We start from the raw sequence: 14,913 nt of genomic DNA, 5'->3' as shown, positions 1-14,913 counted from the left end.
CCCCATTTTCTCGCTGCGTCTCTTTTTTGTGTTGCGGGGCGAAGTCTACGCCCCGTTACCATCTCTACGGTTTGGTTCTGAGACAGCCTCCCAATAACAGCCATCACCAAATTTCCTGCCCCCTCCAATTTCTGATCCCCATCAAAAATACTCACCAAACCACACCCAAAGTAAAACGTTTTGCTCAACATAGACTGCTGCACTTGGTACCCTGTCCATGCGACCCTCATAGCCCTAAAGGCAGCCAGGGAGCGGCGATGGTTCGTACCTCTTCAATCGGTTAACCGCAGCACAACGGAGGCTATATTCCGTGCGGTAGCCGTGTGATTTAATGAGTAATGAAATAGGACTGGACACCAGTAAACATCTTTGTCTGATAGTTAGGCAGGGGGTCATATATCCACAACATCAAGATTGAATGTGGTATACGATATAAAAATCACAGTGAGACCTTTCTCTATATAGAAAGCATCTAGGGACACAAGAATAAAAAATCACTTTCTTTGTCAATCCCTCGAACATTAACACAGTCAATTCAACATTCGACACCCAGGGAAGAAAATGAAAGGAAAAATTACTCAATGGAATGATGACAAGGGCTTTGGATTTATTACGCCAGAAGATGGTTCAGAAAAAACATTCTTTCATATTTCTGCTGTAAGCCCCAAAGACAGAAGGCCACAGATTAATGACGAGGTATTGTTTGAGACTGAAACCGATAGTCAGCGACGAGTGAGAGCTACAGAAGTTTACTATGAAGGTTGGACTCTTCGTCCTATCACACAGCCTTCCAAACAAAGCCATCGTGCTAAGGGAGGGTCAAGTGATAAAAAAATCATCCTTGAACCAGTCAGAAAAACACCTCTGGATTATGTTTTTTTAATCCTGGCTATAGTTTTGATAACGTTAGCTGGCTTTAACTATTTTAAAGAAAAAGACCTTACAACATCACTTCCAATTGCATTTTTTGCAATAATACCACTGGCTCTATTTAGTCGTCCAAAAAAACCTTCAAACAAATTTTTTACCTGTTCTCGCTGTCGCTGCAATGCTCCGTTTGACAATCGCACCATTCGTGCTTGGAATACGGGCACAATAAAACTCTATTGCTCAAATTGCCATGCTGAATGGTTGAATAACCGAGAAAACACAAGTAATAATTTCCACTCATCATCAAGCCGGGGTAGCGGCTGCCTTGGTGTTCTAGCAATGATGATCGTTATTCCAGTAGGGTTAGTGTCTATTGCATCCTGGCTGAGTTGAACATTACATAATGAGAACTTGGTGTGAAGCAGCTAGCGGCCATAGGCGTTAAAAATAGACGTCAGACTCTTGCTCCTATTTTTCCAACAAAGAAAGCCCCGTCAGAACTTGTTCTGCCGGGGCTTTCTTTATCTCGCCGCCTGATCCACCAGATAAAGGATGCTGTGATAGGGAATGCCGGCGTGCTGGCTGAGCCCCATTTCGCAGGTGCGGCTGTTGCTGAAACCCTGACGGCAATCGCTGGGCACCTGGGCTGGCAGGCTGGCAAGCGCCGCGGCGTTGAGCTCCGGGGTCATCAGCCCCTTGTCGCCGGCAAAGCCGCAGCACTGGATATGCTCAGGGATTATCACCTCACGGGCGCAGGCGCGGGCCACCGCCAGCATCGTCTCCCCCAGCCCCATGCGCCGGCTGCTGCAGGTGATATGGAGCATGACGGTCTCGTCGATGGGGGTCAGCTCAAGGTGGGGTAGCAGGTGTTCCAGCACAAAGGCGGAGGGCTCGAACACCCGAAGCCCCTTGCCGAGCGCCCCCGACAGCAGTCGCTGCACGCAGGGGCTGGTATCGAGCAGCACGGGCCAGCGCCCCTGCTCGCTTGCCTGCCACAGCGCCACCGCCAGCTCACTGCGCTTGGCAGCTGCCACCTCGACCATCCCCTTGCTGTCATAGGGCATGCCGCAGCAGAGCCCCTCAACTCTCGCCGGCACTATGACCCGGCAACCCGCCTTACGGAGCAGGGATTGCACCACGTCCGGCAGTGACGGGGCATCCTCCTGCTGGCCGAATACCCGGCTGGCGCAGGAAGGCAGATAGACCACGGCGCGCTCGATGGATCCATCATTGCTCCCCTCCCCTTGCGACCACCGGTAGCGGCTCGGCCCCGGCAGGGTCGGCAGCCAGGCGGGTGTGCGCTGGCCGCTCAGATGGCGAACCCCGTTCACCAATCCGGCCAGCGCTTTGTCCCCCAACAGCTTGCCGGCAATCCTTTTGAGGCCGAGGGCTCCGCGAGCCGTGCGGGTGACGCCGGCGAAGTGATCGGCGCTCCAGCGGGCGATGGGCACGAAGCGCCGGTATTTGTCAGTGCGCAGCTTCTTGATGAGCGCACCGGTATTGATGCCGACCGGGCAGCGATCGGCGCAGAGCCCGGTGGCGGCGCAGGTGTCGATGCCCTGATAGTCAAACAGCCGGGCCAGCTGGTTGGAGGGCTCATCGGCACGATTGCGGCGGGCCAGTTCGCGATAGAGCACGATGCGCTGGCGCGGCGAGAGCGACAGGGTGCGCGAGGGGCAGACCGCCTCGCAAAAGCCGCACTCGATGCAGGGATCGACGATGGCATCGCTCGCCGGCATGGGTTTGAGGTGGGCCAGGTGAGCCCTGGGGTCGTCGTTGATGATGACGCCGGGATTGAGCAGGCCATCGGGGTCGAGCAGCGCCTTGATGCGGCGCATCAGCGCCATCCCCTCCGGCCCCCATTCCAGTTCCACATAGGGGGCCATGTTGCGGCCGGTGCCGTGCTCGGCCTTGAGCGACCCGCCAAAGCGCACGGCGACGAGTTCGGCCACCGCATCCATAAAGGCGCCGTAGCGGGCCACCTGCGCCGGATCATCGAACCCCTGGGTAAAGACGAAGTGCAGGTTCCCCTCCAGCGCGTGGCCGAAGATGATGGCTTCAGCGTATTCAAAGCGATCGAACAGTTGTTGCAGCCCCGCAACCCCTTCGGCCAGACGCTCGATGGGAAAGGCGACATCCTCGATGATGACGGTGGTGCCTGTGGTGCGCACCGCCCCCACCGCCGGGAAGAGCCCCTTGCGAATGGCCCAGAGCCCGGCGCTGTCGGTGGTAAAAGGCACAGAAGCGACCTGAACAAACTCGGCCGCCATGGCCGTCACCTGCTCGCAGCGATCGACCAGCTCCTCTTTCGATTCCCCATGCACCTCGACAAGCAGGGCGCAGGCAGCCAGGTCCAGGGTCTTGATAAAGTCCGGCAGGCCGGGCTTGCCCGCCACCGAGCGAAGGGAGCGCCCATCCATCAGCTCCACCGCCGCCACCGGCGCACTTTTCAGGCGCGAGGTGGCCAGACAGGCCTGCTCGGCGTCCCGAAACACCAGCAGGGCCGAGGCCTTGTGGGGGTATTCGGGCACGGTGTCGAGCACCACCTCGGCGATAAAGCCGAGGGTCCCCTCCGAGCCGATCATCAGGTGGGTGAGGATATCAATGGGATCCTCATGGTCGAGCAGGGCATTGATGGCGTAGCCGGTGGTGTTCTTGAGCCGGTACTTGTGGCGAATTTTGGCGGCAAGCACCTCATTCGCCAGCACCTCGGCGCGCAGGGCGGCGAGCCCCATCAGCAGCTCCGGGCGCCTGGCCGCAAAGGCGGCGCGGCTCTTGGGATCGCCGCTATCCAGCACGGTGCCATCGGCCAGCAGCAGGGTCATGGCGTGCAAGGTGTGATAGCTGTTGTGGGCGGTGCCGCAGCACATGCCGCTCGCGTTGTTGGCGGCGATGCCGCCGAGCTTGCAGGCGTTGATGGAGGCCGGATCCGGCCCAATCTTGCGCCCCAGAGGCGCCAGATAGCGGTTGGCATCGGCGCCGATCACTCCGGGTTGCAGGGCAATACGGGCCCCCTCGTCCAAAATGCGGTGGCCGCGCCAACTGTCGGTCAGGGTAATGAGCACAGAGTCGCTCAGGGCCTGGCCCGAGAGGCTGGTGCCGGCGGCGCGAAAGGTGCACGGCAGGCCCAATTCGCGGCACACCCCCAGCACAAAGCGCACTTCATCGAGGGAGTCGAGGCGCACGATGCGCTCGGGCACCAGACGGTAGAAGCTGGCGTCCGTGCCGTGGGCGAGGCGCAGATCCGGGTCGCTCACCAGCCGCTCCGGCGGGATGCGCGAGAGCACGGCGGCATCAAACTGGTTCCAGCGCATCAGCAATCCTCCACCAGCACTACCAGCAGGCGGCTCGGGCCGTGGGCGCCGTAGGCCAGGGTCTGCTGGATGTCGGCGGTCTTGGAGGGTCCGGAGACCAGCAACAGATTGGTGGGCATGGCCTGCTGCCAGCGCCCGGCCGCCACCAGCCCCGCCAGGTTGTCGGCGATGGTGGAGGCCGCCAGCAGGGCGATATGGCAGGGGGGCACCAGGGATAAGGTGCGCGGCTCGCCGCTATCCGGCAGCAACACCAGGGTGCCGGTATCGGCGATGGCGCCCGCGCAGTGGGTGATGCCCGCCTGACAAACGTCGAACAGCTCGTCTTTCCAGCTGGCGAACTCGCCAGAGGGGGTCAGCACAGAGCGCCCGGCGCAGGCGGCCGCGACCGCCGCCTGCCAGCGGCCGCCCTGACCACAGGCCAGACTCGTCACGCCTTCTTCATCCAGCCAGGCGCTCAGATCACGGGCCAGGTTTGCCTGTTGGACAGTGAGGATCTCGGCGTGGCTGGCGGTGATCATGCTAAGGAAGCGCTCGCGCCGCGCCTGTTCATCCTCCCCGCGCCAGGGCTGCCAGGCGTGCTGTGCGTGGGCAATGGGGGTGGCGGCGCCGCGCAGGCGGTTCAAGATAGCCTCTTTGCTCGACATATCAGAACTCCTTCTTCTTCTGGCGCAGCAGAGCGTGCAGGCTCTGGGGGGCGGGTTTGGGGGCTTCGCGGCACTGGGTCCAGGGGCCTAAGTGTTTGGGCATCAGCCCACGCAGGCGACCGGCCACACCGGTCGCGGCGTGATAGAGGCGCGGATGGGTGGCGGCGAAGGCAAAGCCCTGCATGGCAAGGGTTTCGAGCCGGCTCCTGGCCGCCCCCTGCCCCGCCAGCGTTTCGTGGCCGGGCTGTGCGTCGTGTTTGGCCTCCCGGCGCAGGCGCTGCAACATGTCGGGAATGGGGATGCGCACCGGGCACACCTCGCCGCAGGCGCCGCACAGGCTCGAGGCCGTGACCAGATCCTGGGTGCTTTCCAGACCCAGCAGATGGGGAGAGATGATCTTGCCGATGGGGCCCGGGTAGATGGTGCCGTAGGCGTGACCGCCGATGCGGGTGTAAACCGGGCAGTGGTTCATGCAGGCGCCGCAGCGGATGCACTGCAGGGTCTTGCGCAGCTCCTCGTCCCGGTAAGCCTGGCTGCGGCCGTTGTCGAGCAGCACCAGGTGCACCTCGTCCGGGCCGTCCAGCTCCCCTGCCCGGCGCGGGCCGCTGATGACGTTGAAATAGGTGGTGATGGCCTGGCCGGTGGCCGAGCGGGTCAGGGCGCTGTAAAGGGGCGGCACGTCGCTGAAAAACTCCACCACCTTCTCGATGCCGGTGATGGCCACGTGCACTTTCGGCACAGTGGTGCACATGCGCCCGTTGCCCTCGTTCTCGACGAGGCACAGGCTGCCGGTTTCGGCCACCGCGAAGTTGACGCCGGAGAGCCCCATGCCGGCGCGGCGAAACTCTTCGCGCAGGGCCCGCCGTCCGGTCTGGATCAGTTCGTCCACGTCGGTGGTGGGGGTGAAGCCTTCCAGGTTGCTTGCGAAGGTGTCGCTCACCTCCTGCTTGTTCTTGTGGATGGCGGGCATGATGATGTGGGACGGGGTGTCGCCGTCGAGCTGGACGATAAACTCCCCCATGTCGCTCTCAAGGCAGCGGATGCCGTGGCGCGCCATCTCGTGGTTGAAGCCCACCTCCTCGCTCACCATGGACTTGCCCTTGACGATGCTGCTCACCCCGTGTTGTTGGGCGATGCGAAGGATGATGGCGTTGGCCTCGGCCGGTGTCTGGGCCCAGTGCACCCGGATGCCGTTGCGCTCGCAGTTGGCTTCGAGCTGCTCCAGCAGCTCCGGCAAGCGCGAGAGGCAGCGCTGGCGAATTTGCTCGGCCGCATCGCGCACCGCCGCTTCTTCCTGCGGGTCGGCGAAGGCGTCGCGCCGCTTGCCGCGCAGGTAATCCATGGCGCCGCGAAAATTCTGGCGCAGCACGGGGTCGGCCAGGGCCGCCTCGGCCTGGGGGTGGAAGCGGCGCGGCGAATACTTGGCGTGATCACTCATGATGGGCCCCCTGTTTTTGCAGGGCCTGAGCCCCTTGTTTGTCTGATACCGGCTCGCTATGGGCGAGCAGGAAGCTGGCCAGATGGGTGGCGGGGAGCGTCTTGCCCTGATAGGCCAGGGATCCCTTGATGTTCAAGAGGCACCCCCAGTCGGCGCTCACCAGGGTGTCGGCGCCGGTCGCCAGCAGGTGGCGGGTCTTGTCCTCCACCATGGCCTGGCTGATGTGGGGGTGGCGCACCGAGAAGGTGCCGCCAAAACCGCAGCACTCGCTCTCATAAGCCTGTTCGTGCAGGGTGACGCCGCCCAGTTGCCCCAGCAGGCTGCGGGCCGTGGTGTGCACCTGCATCTCGCGCCGGGCCGAGCAGGAGGTGTGCATGACGATGTTCGCCTCCCCCACGGCGCGCCAGCGCACCCGGCAGACCCGGGCCAGAAACTCGGTGAGCTCGAACACCCGCTCGCAAAACGCCGCCACCTCGGGGCTGTCCGGGAAGAGGCGGCGGTAGTGATGGTGCATCATGCCGCCGCAGGAGCCCGACAGCACCACCACCGGCCAGGGCTCGGGGAAGAGCGCCATCTGACTTTGCGCCACCTTGCGCGCCTCCTCCTCGTGACCCGAGGTGTAGGCCGGCTGCCCGCAGCAGGTCTGTTTCTCGACAAAGTGCACCCTTATCCCTTCCCGCTCGATCAGGGCGATGGCATCGAGCCCCGCCACCGGGTCGAACAGGTCCACCAGACAGGTGGCGTAGAGATAGACATCGGCCGGCTTGGCCGGATAGACCCGCATTACCTTCATCACTTGCTCTCCTTTACTTCAACTGCAGCAGTGCGTCCGAGACGTGGAAGCTGTACATGAGCGCCAGCCCGATAAGGCCGGTGGCCAGCAGGTAGTAGAGGGTCGGCAGCGCCGTCTTGCGCAGCGTCGCCCCCTCGCGCCCCAAGAGGCCCACGGTGGCCGACGCCGCCACCACGTTGTGGATGGCAATCATGTTGCCGGCCGCGGCACCGACCGCCTGCAGCGCCAGCATGGCGGCGGTGGAGACCCCCAGGGTCTGGGCCACCTCGAACTGGAACTGGCTGAACATCATGTTCGACACCGTGTTGGAGCCGGCGATAAAGGCCCCCAGCGCGCCGATAGTGGCGCTCAGGGCCGGGAAGAACTCCCCGACGAGCCCTGCGGCAAAATTCGCAGTGGTCACCGGCATGCTGGCGAGATCCGCCCCGTTGACGCCGGAGTTGATGAAGATGCGCACCATGGGCACGGTGAAGATCAGCACGAAACCGGCGCCGATCAGGGTGCGGCTCGACTCGCTCACGGCGCAGCCGAGGGGCGCCAGGGCTCGGGCTTGAATCAGGGTGGCGAGCAGGGCGCAGAACACCAGCAGGCCCCCCGGCAGGTAGAGCAGCTCAATGGAGGCGCTGACCCCCTTCTCACCCAGCAGATCCGTGAAGGCGAGGCTCACCGACAACAGGCTTGCCTTGAATTCCGGGCTCACCCGGCTCGCCACCAGCAAGAGGGCCAGCGCCACATAGGGGAGCCAGGCCAGCATGAGCGACATGGGGCGGCCGGCAGCCTCTTTGAGATCGAGCTTCAAGGAGCCCAGCCACTCGGCGGGCCACTCTTTCTCGGGGGCGAAATCCCAGGTGTTCTTCGGCACCAGAAAACCGTGGCGCGCCGCCGTCACCACCAGAGCCAGCCCCACCAGGCCGCCGATAAGGGACGGGAACTCGGGGCCGAGCAGCATGCCGGTGAGGGCATAGGGCACGGTGAAGGCGAGCCCGGCGAAAATCGCGAAGGGCAGGATGGAGAGCCCCTCGGTCCAGCTGCGGTTGCGGCCGAAGAAGCGGGTCAACATCATCACCATGAGCACCGGCATCAGGGTGCCGACGGTGGCGTGAATGAGGGCCACGTTGGTGGTCACCTGCTGCAGGTAGATGTCCCAGCTGCTGCCGCCGGCGCTCAGGGTGTGGCCGATGGCCTGGTTATCCAGCCCCTTGTTGATGCCCACCAGGATGGGGGTACCCACCGCACCAAACGACACCGGGGTGGACTGGATCATCATGCCGAGCAGCACGGCGGCCAGCGCCGGGAAGCCGATGGCCACCAGCAGGGGGGCGGCGATGGCGGCCGGGGTGCCAAACCCTGAGGCTCCCTCGATAAAGGCACCGAAGCACCAGGCGATGATGATGGCCTGGATGCGCCGGTCCGGCGAGATATTGGTGAAACCGCCGCGGATCGCGGCGATGGCACCGGTGTGTTTCAGGGTGTTGAGCATCAGGATGGCGCCGAACACTATCCAGAGCACGGTCACCGTGATGATGAGCCCCTGCAGGCTGGAGGCGAGCACCCGGGTCGGGCTCATCTGCCAGCCCCAGAGGGCGATGAATACGGTCAGGATAAAGGCGATGGGCATGGCGCGCTTGGCGGGCCAGTTGAGGCCGACCAGCAGCACGGCGGCCACCACGATCGGCGAGAAGGCCACCAGGGCCAACAGGGTGTCTGTCATCATTGCATCCTTGTCCAGAGGTCGTGCGACGGGCGCACCTTGTTGTTGTTTTGTTAAGCGAACGTGACCTTACCCTGTTCCTTTTTCGCGATATATGGAAATAATGAACAACATTCATTCCTAAAATCGACAAATATGGCCAGTACCGACGACCTCATTCTCTTCGCCCAGGTGGTGGAGGCCGGCTCCTTCAGCAAGGTGGCTGAACAAAATTCCCTGACAAATTCAGTGGTTAGCAAGCGGATCGGACGCCTGGAAGAAGAACTCGGGGTCCAGCTGCTCTATCGCACCACCCGCCGGCTCACCCTGAGCGAGGCGGGCAAGGCGCTCTATCAAGGTGCCAAAAATGTGAAGGCCGCCGCACTGGACGCCTTCGACGCGGTGGCGGGATTCGGTGAAAAGGTGAGCGGTCATGTGCGGATGTCGGTGCCCACCATCTCGGGGGAGCTCTTGCTCGCCGATGCGGTGGCCGATTTTTGCCAGCAGCACCCCGGGCTCACGGTGGAGATGTCGCTCGACAACCGCTTCGTCAACCTGGTGGAAGAGGGATTCGATCTGGTCATTCGCACCGGCTATCTGGATGACTCGAGCCTGATTGCCCGCCACATTCTCGACTCCCAGTGGGTCATCTGCGCCGCCCCCGCCTATGTGCGCCGCTTCGGGGCGCCGCGGGAGCCGTCAGACTTGCTCACCCACAACTGCCTGCGCTACGCCTACCAGAGCACGGGGGCCTCGGAGTGGGCCTTCAAGGGGGAAGAGGGCAACTATCTGGTGTCGGTGTCGGGGAGCTTTTCAACCGACAACGCCGGTGCCCTGCGCAAGGCGGCGCTGGGGGGGCGCGGCATCGTCTATGTGCCGCGCTGTCTGGTCTATCACGATCTGATGAACGGCGAGCTGGTGGATCTCTTCCCCGATCAGGTGGGCAAGAAGCTCGGCATCTACGCCGTCTACCCCTTCACCCGCCAGCCGCCGCGCAAGATAAGGTTGCTTATCGAGCATATCCGCCAGCGCTACCTCGACATCGCCCACTACTTCGTGTGAGCAGGCTCGCGGCAACGCCTGGAGTCAGGTGGCAGGCTGTGTCCCCGCCTGACGGGAGAGAAACGCCAGGGACTGGCGGTTGAAGTGATCCGGCTGCTCCACGTTGCAGACGTGGCCGCACTTTTCGATGATTTCGAGGCAACTGTAAGGGTCGCGGGCTACCTGCTCGCGCACCGGGGCGAGGAACATGTGATCCTCCTCCCCCATCACGTAGAGGGTGGGAATGGGCAGGGCCCGCTCGCGAAAGTAGCGCATCAGGGGATTCACCTCGGTGGCGAGACGGAACCAGCGCTTGAACTCCTTCTGGCACAGCTTTCTGGCCTCGCGCACGAAGAGGTTGCGGGACTCCTGATGGTGCTGGCGCGGCATGATGATGAAGGCGAACAGGCGGTAGAGCCACATGTAGGGCAGGAAGTGCTGGCCGAGGCGGCCCAGCTGCACCAGCACCCGGGAGCGGATGTCGAGGCGCAGTATGGCGCCGCCGAGCACCATGCTCTTGACCCGCTCGGGGCAGAGCTCCGCCAGGTGGCGAATGAGGATGGTACCCAGCGAAATGCCGACAAAGTGGGCATAGGGGATGCGCAGGTGATCGAGCAGGCGCAAGATGTCCTCGGTCACCGCCCGGAAGCTGTAATGCCCCTTCACCACCTGCTGCAACTGGTTGGACTGGCCGTGGCCGCGCAGGTCGAGCAACAGCACGTTGAAGTGCTCGCGATAGGCACGCAGCTGCTTGAACCAGATGGAGGAGCTGCCGCCCGCCCCGTGCACGAACACCACCCAATCCCGATCGGGGCCCAGTTCAAAGGTCTTGTGGTACAACATCTCGTGGGCTCCCGGGGTGATGGGGGGTATACTCGGCGCGCATATTAACAGATGGCTCACCCCGGTGAACATGCTTCCTCCATGATCGGACCAGAGCGGAGTCCTCCATGACACTCGTGCAATTGCGTGAATTTTTGCTCAACCAGCCCGGCGCCACCGAGGATGCTCCCTTCGGCCCGGAGATCCTGGTCTATCGCATCGCCGGCAAGATGTTCGCCCTGGTGGACTGGCAGGCCGAGCCCCTTCGCATCAACCTCAAGTGCGAGCCCGAGCTCGCCCTGCTGCTGAGGGAGATCCACCCCGAGGTGAAACCGGGCTGGCACATGAACAAGCAGCACTGGAACACGGTGACCCTGAGCGAGAGCCTGCCGGACGAGCTCTGGCAGGGCTGGATAGTGCACTCCTACCAGCGCGTGGTGGCGGGCTTGCCCAAAGCCAAGCGGCCACAGGCGCCGACCTTATCAGCAAAGGCAGGATAACAACCATGCCGCAGACACAAAACACCGCGCCCGCCCGGATCAGGCCCCTGAGGGAGCAGCACATCCCCGCGCTGCTGACCCTGTTCGAGCAGTCGGTGCGCCGCCTGGGCCCGGAGCACTACAGCCAGGAGCAGGTGGAGCAATGGGCCAGGGGGGCCCAGCACCCTGGCCTCGCCAGCCAGTTGCGCGAGCACCACGGCTGGGTCGTCGAACGGGGGGAGACGCCCCTTGGCTTCGCCACCCTGAGCGATGACGGCCACCTCAGCCTGCTCTACGTGAGCGCGGATCATCAGCGCCAGGGGATCGGCACCCTGCTGCTGGAGGCGGTGCTCGAGCACGCCGTCCGGCTGGGACTGCGTCTCCTGACCACGGAGGCGAGCGCCTTCAGCCTCGCCCTGTTCCTGCGCCACGGCTTCGAGCTGGCCGGAGTGGAGACGGTGGACCGTGGCGGCGTCCGTTTTATCCGCCATCGCCTCTACTGCCGCTTGCCAAGCGGGGGCCAGCCACTAAAATACCCACCATTTCCCCAAGGCATTGAATAAAGGGCGACCATATGGTGGTAGAGAGCGACGGTTACATTGCGCTGATCGAGTATCTGGTAGAGAGTCTGGGTCTGTTCGAGAGCCAGCAGCAGGGCAGCGGCACCCAGACCATAGAGGATCTGGTGAGCAGCCGGGTGGCCGACAACCTGATGGCCATCTGCGAGCAGAATCCCCAGCTCGACCCCAAGGTGCGCTTCATGATCATGCAGGAGGCCGATGCCGTGGTGGCCGATCTGGAGGAGGTGCTCTCCGCCGTCTGGCTACGCGCCCCCACCCCGGCCCAGCACGCCTTCCTCGACGAGTTCATCAATCTCATCAAGAACCTGTTCGACAACACCATAGGCTAGACCCTTCCCGCCCCTCGTCCGTGCCGCGTCGAGACGCCAATGAGGCGAGACGCCAATGAAAAGGGCCGCCTCATCGGGCAGCCCTGCTTGCTAGCATTGTCAATTCATCGCGCTTGTCAGTTGAATGAATATCGGAGCAACAAAGGTGTCTGGTCTTGGCTTCCATCCATGGTAGCTAACCTGTTGGTCAGCCCTGGTTCAGTTTAGTTCCCCGCCAGACGGTATTTTCTCGATATTTATTTCACCCTTCTTTCAAAAATGTGACACGGGGCCCGCTGGCCCCGTGTTGCACGACGACGCCTCAGCGATTGAGGCTGGGGGGCAGGCAGACGCCTATGCCCCCCAGGCCGCAATAGCCTTCCGGGTTCTTCTCCAGATACTGCTGGTGATAATCCTCGGCGTAGTAGAAGGGCGCCAGCGGCAGGATGCGGGTGGTGATGGTGCGCCCGTCACCGCTCGCCGTCATGGCCTGCTGGTAGGCGGCCAGGCTCTGCTGGGCGATGGCCTCCTGGCTCTCGTCGGCATAGAAGATCACCGAGCGGTACTGGGTGCCGATGTCGCCGCCCTGGCGCATCCCCTGGGCCGGATCATGGTGTTCCCAGAACAGCTTGATGAGATCCCCATAGCCGATGACCCTGGGATCGAACACCACCTGCACCGTCTCGGCGTGGCCGGTCAGCCCGCTGCACACCTCCTTGTAGGTGGGGTTGGGGGTCAGCCCCCCCTGATAGCCAGCGGCGGTGGAATAGACCCCGGGCTGCTGCCAGAACAGCCGCTCGACGCCCCAGAAACACCCCATGCCAAACCAGGCCAGCTCCATCCCCTCGGGCCAGGGCCCCTGGGTCGGATGACCGTTTACCGCGTGCTGCTGGCCAATCTCCAGCGCTTCCCGCCGTCCCGGCAGGGCCTCTGCCGGTGAAATAATCTGCTCCATATACCCTGTCCTTGTATAAAACCCCGCGCGATGCGGCTGACGAAAAGGAACACCGAAGATAACAGGTTCCTAGCCCGGATCAACCGAGGGCGGCCTCCCGCGGCGGGGGCCGCCCTCCGGTGCGCCTCGCGGCCCCTCTCCCTCCCCCTGGTCAAAATCACGGCAAAAAAACACCAATGCAATATTTAGTCTTGATTTGTGAATTAATTTTCATATATTGAGCGAATTGCTGCTTTTTTATGGAATGAAACACGTGCGTGAACGCGAACCCAGCCTGGTCCATGCCTTTCGGCAGTCCACCCCCTATGTCAACGTGCATCGGGGTGCCACCTTCGTCCTGATGATCGGCGGGGAAGCCATCTGCCACCCCAACTTTGCCAACATCGTCAGCGACATCGCCCTGCTGCAGACCCTCGGCATTCGCCTGGTGCTGGTGTTCGGCTCGCGGCCGCAAAATGACGAGGCCCTGGCCCGCGCCGGCATCCAGGCCCAGTACCACAGGCGGGTCCGGGTCACCGACGACCAGAGCTTCGCCATCATCAAGCAGGTGTGCGGCGGTCTGCAATACGACATCACGGCCCAGCTCTCCATGGGGCTGGCCAACACCCCCATGCAGGGGGCGCGCATCAGCGTGGTGAGCGGCAACTTCGTCACCGCCCAACCGCTGGGGGTCGACGACGGCATCGATTTTTGCCACAGCGGCCGGGTACGGCGCATCGACGTGGAGGGGATCACCCGCCAGCTGGATCAGCACGGCCTGGTGCTCATCTCCCCCATCGGCTGCTCGGTCACCGGCGAGAGCTTCAACCTGAGCTCGGAAGAGGTAGCCCGCCGGGTGGCGGTGGATCTGAAAGCGGACAAGCTCATCTGCTTCAGCAGCACCCAGGGGGTCATGGACAGACACGGAGAGGCCATCTCCGAGCTCTTCCCCGAGCAGGCCGAGGAGCTGCTGGCGGAGCTGGAGCAGGCGGGGGAAGAGATGTCCGGCACCGCCCGCTACCTGCGCGCGGCCATCGCCTCCTGCCGGGGTGGCGTGCCCCGCTCCCACCTGGTGAGCTATCAGGATGACGGCGCCATGCTGCAGGAGCTGTTCAGCCGCGAGGGCCTCGGCACCCAGATAGTGCGCGAAAGCGCCGAGCGGGCGCGGGCCGCCACCATAGAGGACATCGGCGGCATCCTGGATCTCATCCGCCCCCTGGAGGAGGAAGGCATACTGGTGCGCCGCTCCCGGGAGCAGCTGGAGATGGAGATAGACAAGTTCACCATCATAGAGCGCGACGGCCTCATCATCGGCTGCGCCGCCCTCTACTGCTTTATGGAGGAGGCGATGGCCGAGATGGCCTGCGTCGCCATTCACCCGGAGTACCGCAACTCCAACCGGGGCGACACCCTGATCGCCAAGGTGGCCGAGCGGGCCAAGCGGCTCGGCATCCGCCGCCTGTTCGTGCTCACCACCCGCTCCATCCACTGGTTCCGGGAGCGGGGCTTCGATCCCCTGGAGGTGGAGGATCTGCCGGTGGCGCGCCAGCGCCTCTACAACTGGCAGCGCCGCTCCAAGGTTTTGTCCAAGACCATTTCGTAACTTGTTGATCTTGTGTCTGGTTGCCGTCAATTGTGTACTTTTTTACAAACTCGATTGACAGTGCAATCCAGTGCAGGGTATTTGTACATGCACGCCACCCCAGGGTGGCACCAGAAGAGGAGCGCTGCCCAGGCAGCCCAAGGGAGGACACCAGCGTCCTGCGAACTTGGGTCAGGGGGAGCAGCGCCGAGACGAGGCGAGTGACTGGACACCGCCACGTCGGCTGCGGGGGCTGAATCCCCCGGGTTGTCATCGGTCGTGTGCATCCCACAGGCATCCAGCAGGATCCTTGCGGGATGGGCACCACGGGTGGAGTGCTTCTGGCCGGGATCCTCACGTTTTCCTGCCATTTTTTGCCTCCTCCTCTCTTTTGCCCGATGAAACCGGATTTTCACC

General features: G+C 63.0%; 13 protein-coding genes and 1 riboswitch. Of the genes, 6 read left to right on the top strand and 7 right to left on the bottom strand.

Going from position 1 to position 14,913, the window contains the following annotated elements:
* Positions 1-561: 561 nt before the first annotated feature.
* Complete coding sequence (locus tag I6L39_RS14455) at positions 562-1,263, top strand: cold shock domain-containing protein (protein WP_084202573.1); 702 nt, start codon at positions 562-564, stop codon at positions 1,261-1,263.
* Between the two features lie 128 nt (positions 1,264-1,391).
* On the opposite strand, the gene I6L39_RS14450 is transcribed toward I6L39_RS14455, so the two are convergent.
* Genes I6L39_RS14450 through I6L39_RS14430 form a run of 5 tightly spaced genes read right to left on the bottom strand, consistent with a single transcriptional unit; the run spans position 1,392 to position 8,770 of the window.
* Complete coding sequence (locus I6L39_RS14450; RefSeq protein WP_216990034.1) at positions 1,392-4,184, bottom strand: FAD-binding and (Fe-S)-binding domain-containing protein; 2,793 nt, start codon at positions 4,182-4,184, stop codon at positions 1,392-1,394.
* The gene (locus I6L39_RS14445; protein ID WP_216990033.1) at positions 4,184-4,828 is read right to left on the bottom strand and encodes an LUD domain-containing protein; all 645 of its coding nucleotides are present in this window, start codon (positions 4,826-4,828) and stop codon (positions 4,184-4,186) included. The genes I6L39_RS14450 and I6L39_RS14445 overlap by 1 nt, the downstream gene beginning before the upstream one ends.
* A gap of 1 nt (position 4,829) precedes the next feature.
* Positions 4,830-6,266, bottom strand: coding sequence for a LutB/LldF family L-lactate oxidation iron-sulfur protein (locus tag I6L39_RS14440; RefSeq protein WP_216990032.1), 1,437 nt, complete (start codon positions 6,264-6,266; stop codon positions 4,830-4,832).
* Complete coding sequence (locus I6L39_RS14435) at positions 6,259-7,059, bottom strand: (Fe-S)-binding protein (RefSeq protein WP_084202572.1); 801 nt, start codon at positions 7,057-7,059, stop codon at positions 6,259-6,261. The genes I6L39_RS14440 and I6L39_RS14435 overlap by 8 nt, the downstream gene beginning before the upstream one ends.
* A gap of 13 nt (positions 7,060-7,072) precedes the next feature.
* On the bottom strand, positions 7,073-8,770 hold the full coding sequence (locus I6L39_RS14430) for an L-lactate permease (RefSeq protein ID WP_216990031.1): 1,698 nt from the start codon (positions 8,768-8,770) through the stop codon (positions 7,073-7,075).
* 63 nt (positions 8,771-8,833) lie between these two features.
* Between I6L39_RS14430 and I6L39_RS14425 the strand changes: the two genes are divergently transcribed.
* Entirely contained in the window at positions 8,834-9,811 is a 978-nt protein-coding gene (locus I6L39_RS14425) for a LysR family transcriptional regulator (protein ID WP_216990030.1), read from the top strand.
* 24 nt (positions 9,812-9,835) lie between these two features.
* Here I6L39_RS14425 and I6L39_RS14420 read toward each other — a convergent pair whose 3' ends face one another.
* A complete protein-coding gene (locus I6L39_RS14420) occupies positions 9,836-10,633 on the bottom strand; it encodes an alpha/beta fold hydrolase (protein ID WP_216990029.1) in 798 nt (265 codons plus the stop codon).
* A 107-nt stretch (positions 10,634-10,740) separates the two neighbouring features.
* Between I6L39_RS14420 and I6L39_RS14415 the strand changes: the two genes are divergently transcribed.
* The 3 genes from I6L39_RS14415 to I6L39_RS14405 are packed head-to-tail and all read left to right on the top strand — an operon-like array spanning position 10,741 to position 12,001.
* Positions 10,741-11,112 carry an MmcQ/YjbR family DNA-binding protein gene (locus I6L39_RS14415; RefSeq protein ID WP_216990028.1) on the top strand — a complete coding sequence of 124 codons (372 nt, stop codon included), beginning with the start codon at positions 10,741-10,743 and terminating at the stop codon, positions 11,110-11,112.
* Positions 11,113-11,117: 5 nt separating this feature from the next.
* Positions 11,118-11,654, top strand: a complete 537-nt coding sequence (locus I6L39_RS14410; protein WP_216990027.1) for a GNAT family N-acetyltransferase — start codon at positions 11,118-11,120, stop codon at positions 11,652-11,654.
* Between the two features lie 11 nt (positions 11,655-11,665).
* Positions 11,666-12,001 carry a DUF3802 family protein gene (locus I6L39_RS14405; RefSeq protein WP_216990026.1) on the top strand — a complete coding sequence of 112 codons (336 nt, stop codon included), beginning with the start codon at positions 11,666-11,668 and terminating at the stop codon, positions 11,999-12,001.
* A gap of 301 nt (positions 12,002-12,302) precedes the next feature.
* Here I6L39_RS14405 and msrA read toward each other — a convergent pair whose 3' ends face one another.
* Positions 12,303-12,935 carry a peptide-methionine (S)-S-oxide reductase MsrA gene (msrA, locus tag I6L39_RS14400; RefSeq protein ID WP_042075228.1) on the bottom strand — a complete coding sequence of 211 codons (633 nt, stop codon included), beginning with the start codon at positions 12,933-12,935 and terminating at the stop codon, positions 12,303-12,305.
* Between the two features lie 253 nt (positions 12,936-13,188).
* Between msrA and argA the strand changes: the two genes are divergently transcribed.
* Entirely contained in the window at positions 13,189-14,517 is a 1,329-nt protein-coding gene (gene argA / locus I6L39_RS14395) for an amino-acid N-acetyltransferase (protein WP_042075580.1), read from the top strand.
* Between the two features lie 106 nt (positions 14,518-14,623).
* A riboswitch (Lysine riboswitch) is annotated at positions 14,624-14,845 on the top strand.
* Positions 14,846-14,913 lie beyond the last annotated feature (68 nt).

This window comes from Aeromonas sp. FDAARGOS 1409 (genome assembly GCF_019048705.1).
GTDB classification, from domain to species: Bacteria; Pseudomonadota; Gammaproteobacteria; order Enterobacterales; family Aeromonadaceae; genus Aeromonas; species Aeromonas sanarellii.
This window is presented reverse-complemented; position numbering and strand designations above follow the sequence as displayed.

Coding starts and splice junctions, on each gene's coding strand:
- I6L39_RS14405 (WP_216990026.1), top strand. CDS start 11,666: ATGGTGGTAGAGAGCGACGGTTACATTGCGCTGATCGAGTATCTGGTA.
- I6L39_RS14410 (WP_216990027.1), top strand. CDS start 11,118: ATGCCGCAGACACAAAACACCGCGCCCGCCCGGATCAGGCCCCTGAGG.
- msrA (WP_042075228.1), bottom strand. CDS start 12,935: ATGGAGCAGATTATTTCACCGGCAGAGGCCCTGCCGGGACGGCGGGAA.
- I6L39_RS14435 (WP_084202572.1), bottom strand. CDS start 7,059: ATGAAGGTAATGCGGGTCTATCCGGCCAAGCCGGCCGATGTCTATCTC.
- I6L39_RS14440 (WP_216990032.1), bottom strand. CDS start 6,266: ATGAGTGATCACGCCAAGTATTCGCCGCGCCGCTTCCACCCCCAGGCC.
- I6L39_RS14430 (WP_216990031.1), bottom strand. CDS start 8,770: ATGACAGACACCCTGTTGGCCCTGGTGGCCTTCTCGCCGATCGTGGTG.
- I6L39_RS14420 (WP_216990029.1), bottom strand. CDS start 10,633: ATGTTGTACCACAAGACCTTTGAACTGGGCCCCGATCGGGATTGGGTG.
- I6L39_RS14450 (WP_216990034.1), bottom strand. CDS start 4,184: ATGCGCTGGAACCAGTTTGATGCCGCCGTGCTCTCGCGCATCCCGCCG.
- I6L39_RS14445 (WP_216990033.1), bottom strand. CDS start 4,828: ATGTCGAGCAAAGAGGCTATCTTGAACCGCCTGCGCGGCGCCGCCACC.
- I6L39_RS14415 (WP_216990028.1), top strand. CDS start 10,741: ATGACACTCGTGCAATTGCGTGAATTTTTGCTCAACCAGCCCGGCGCC.
- I6L39_RS14455 (WP_084202573.1), top strand. CDS start 562: ATGAAAGGAAAAATTACTCAATGGAATGATGACAAGGGCTTTGGATTT.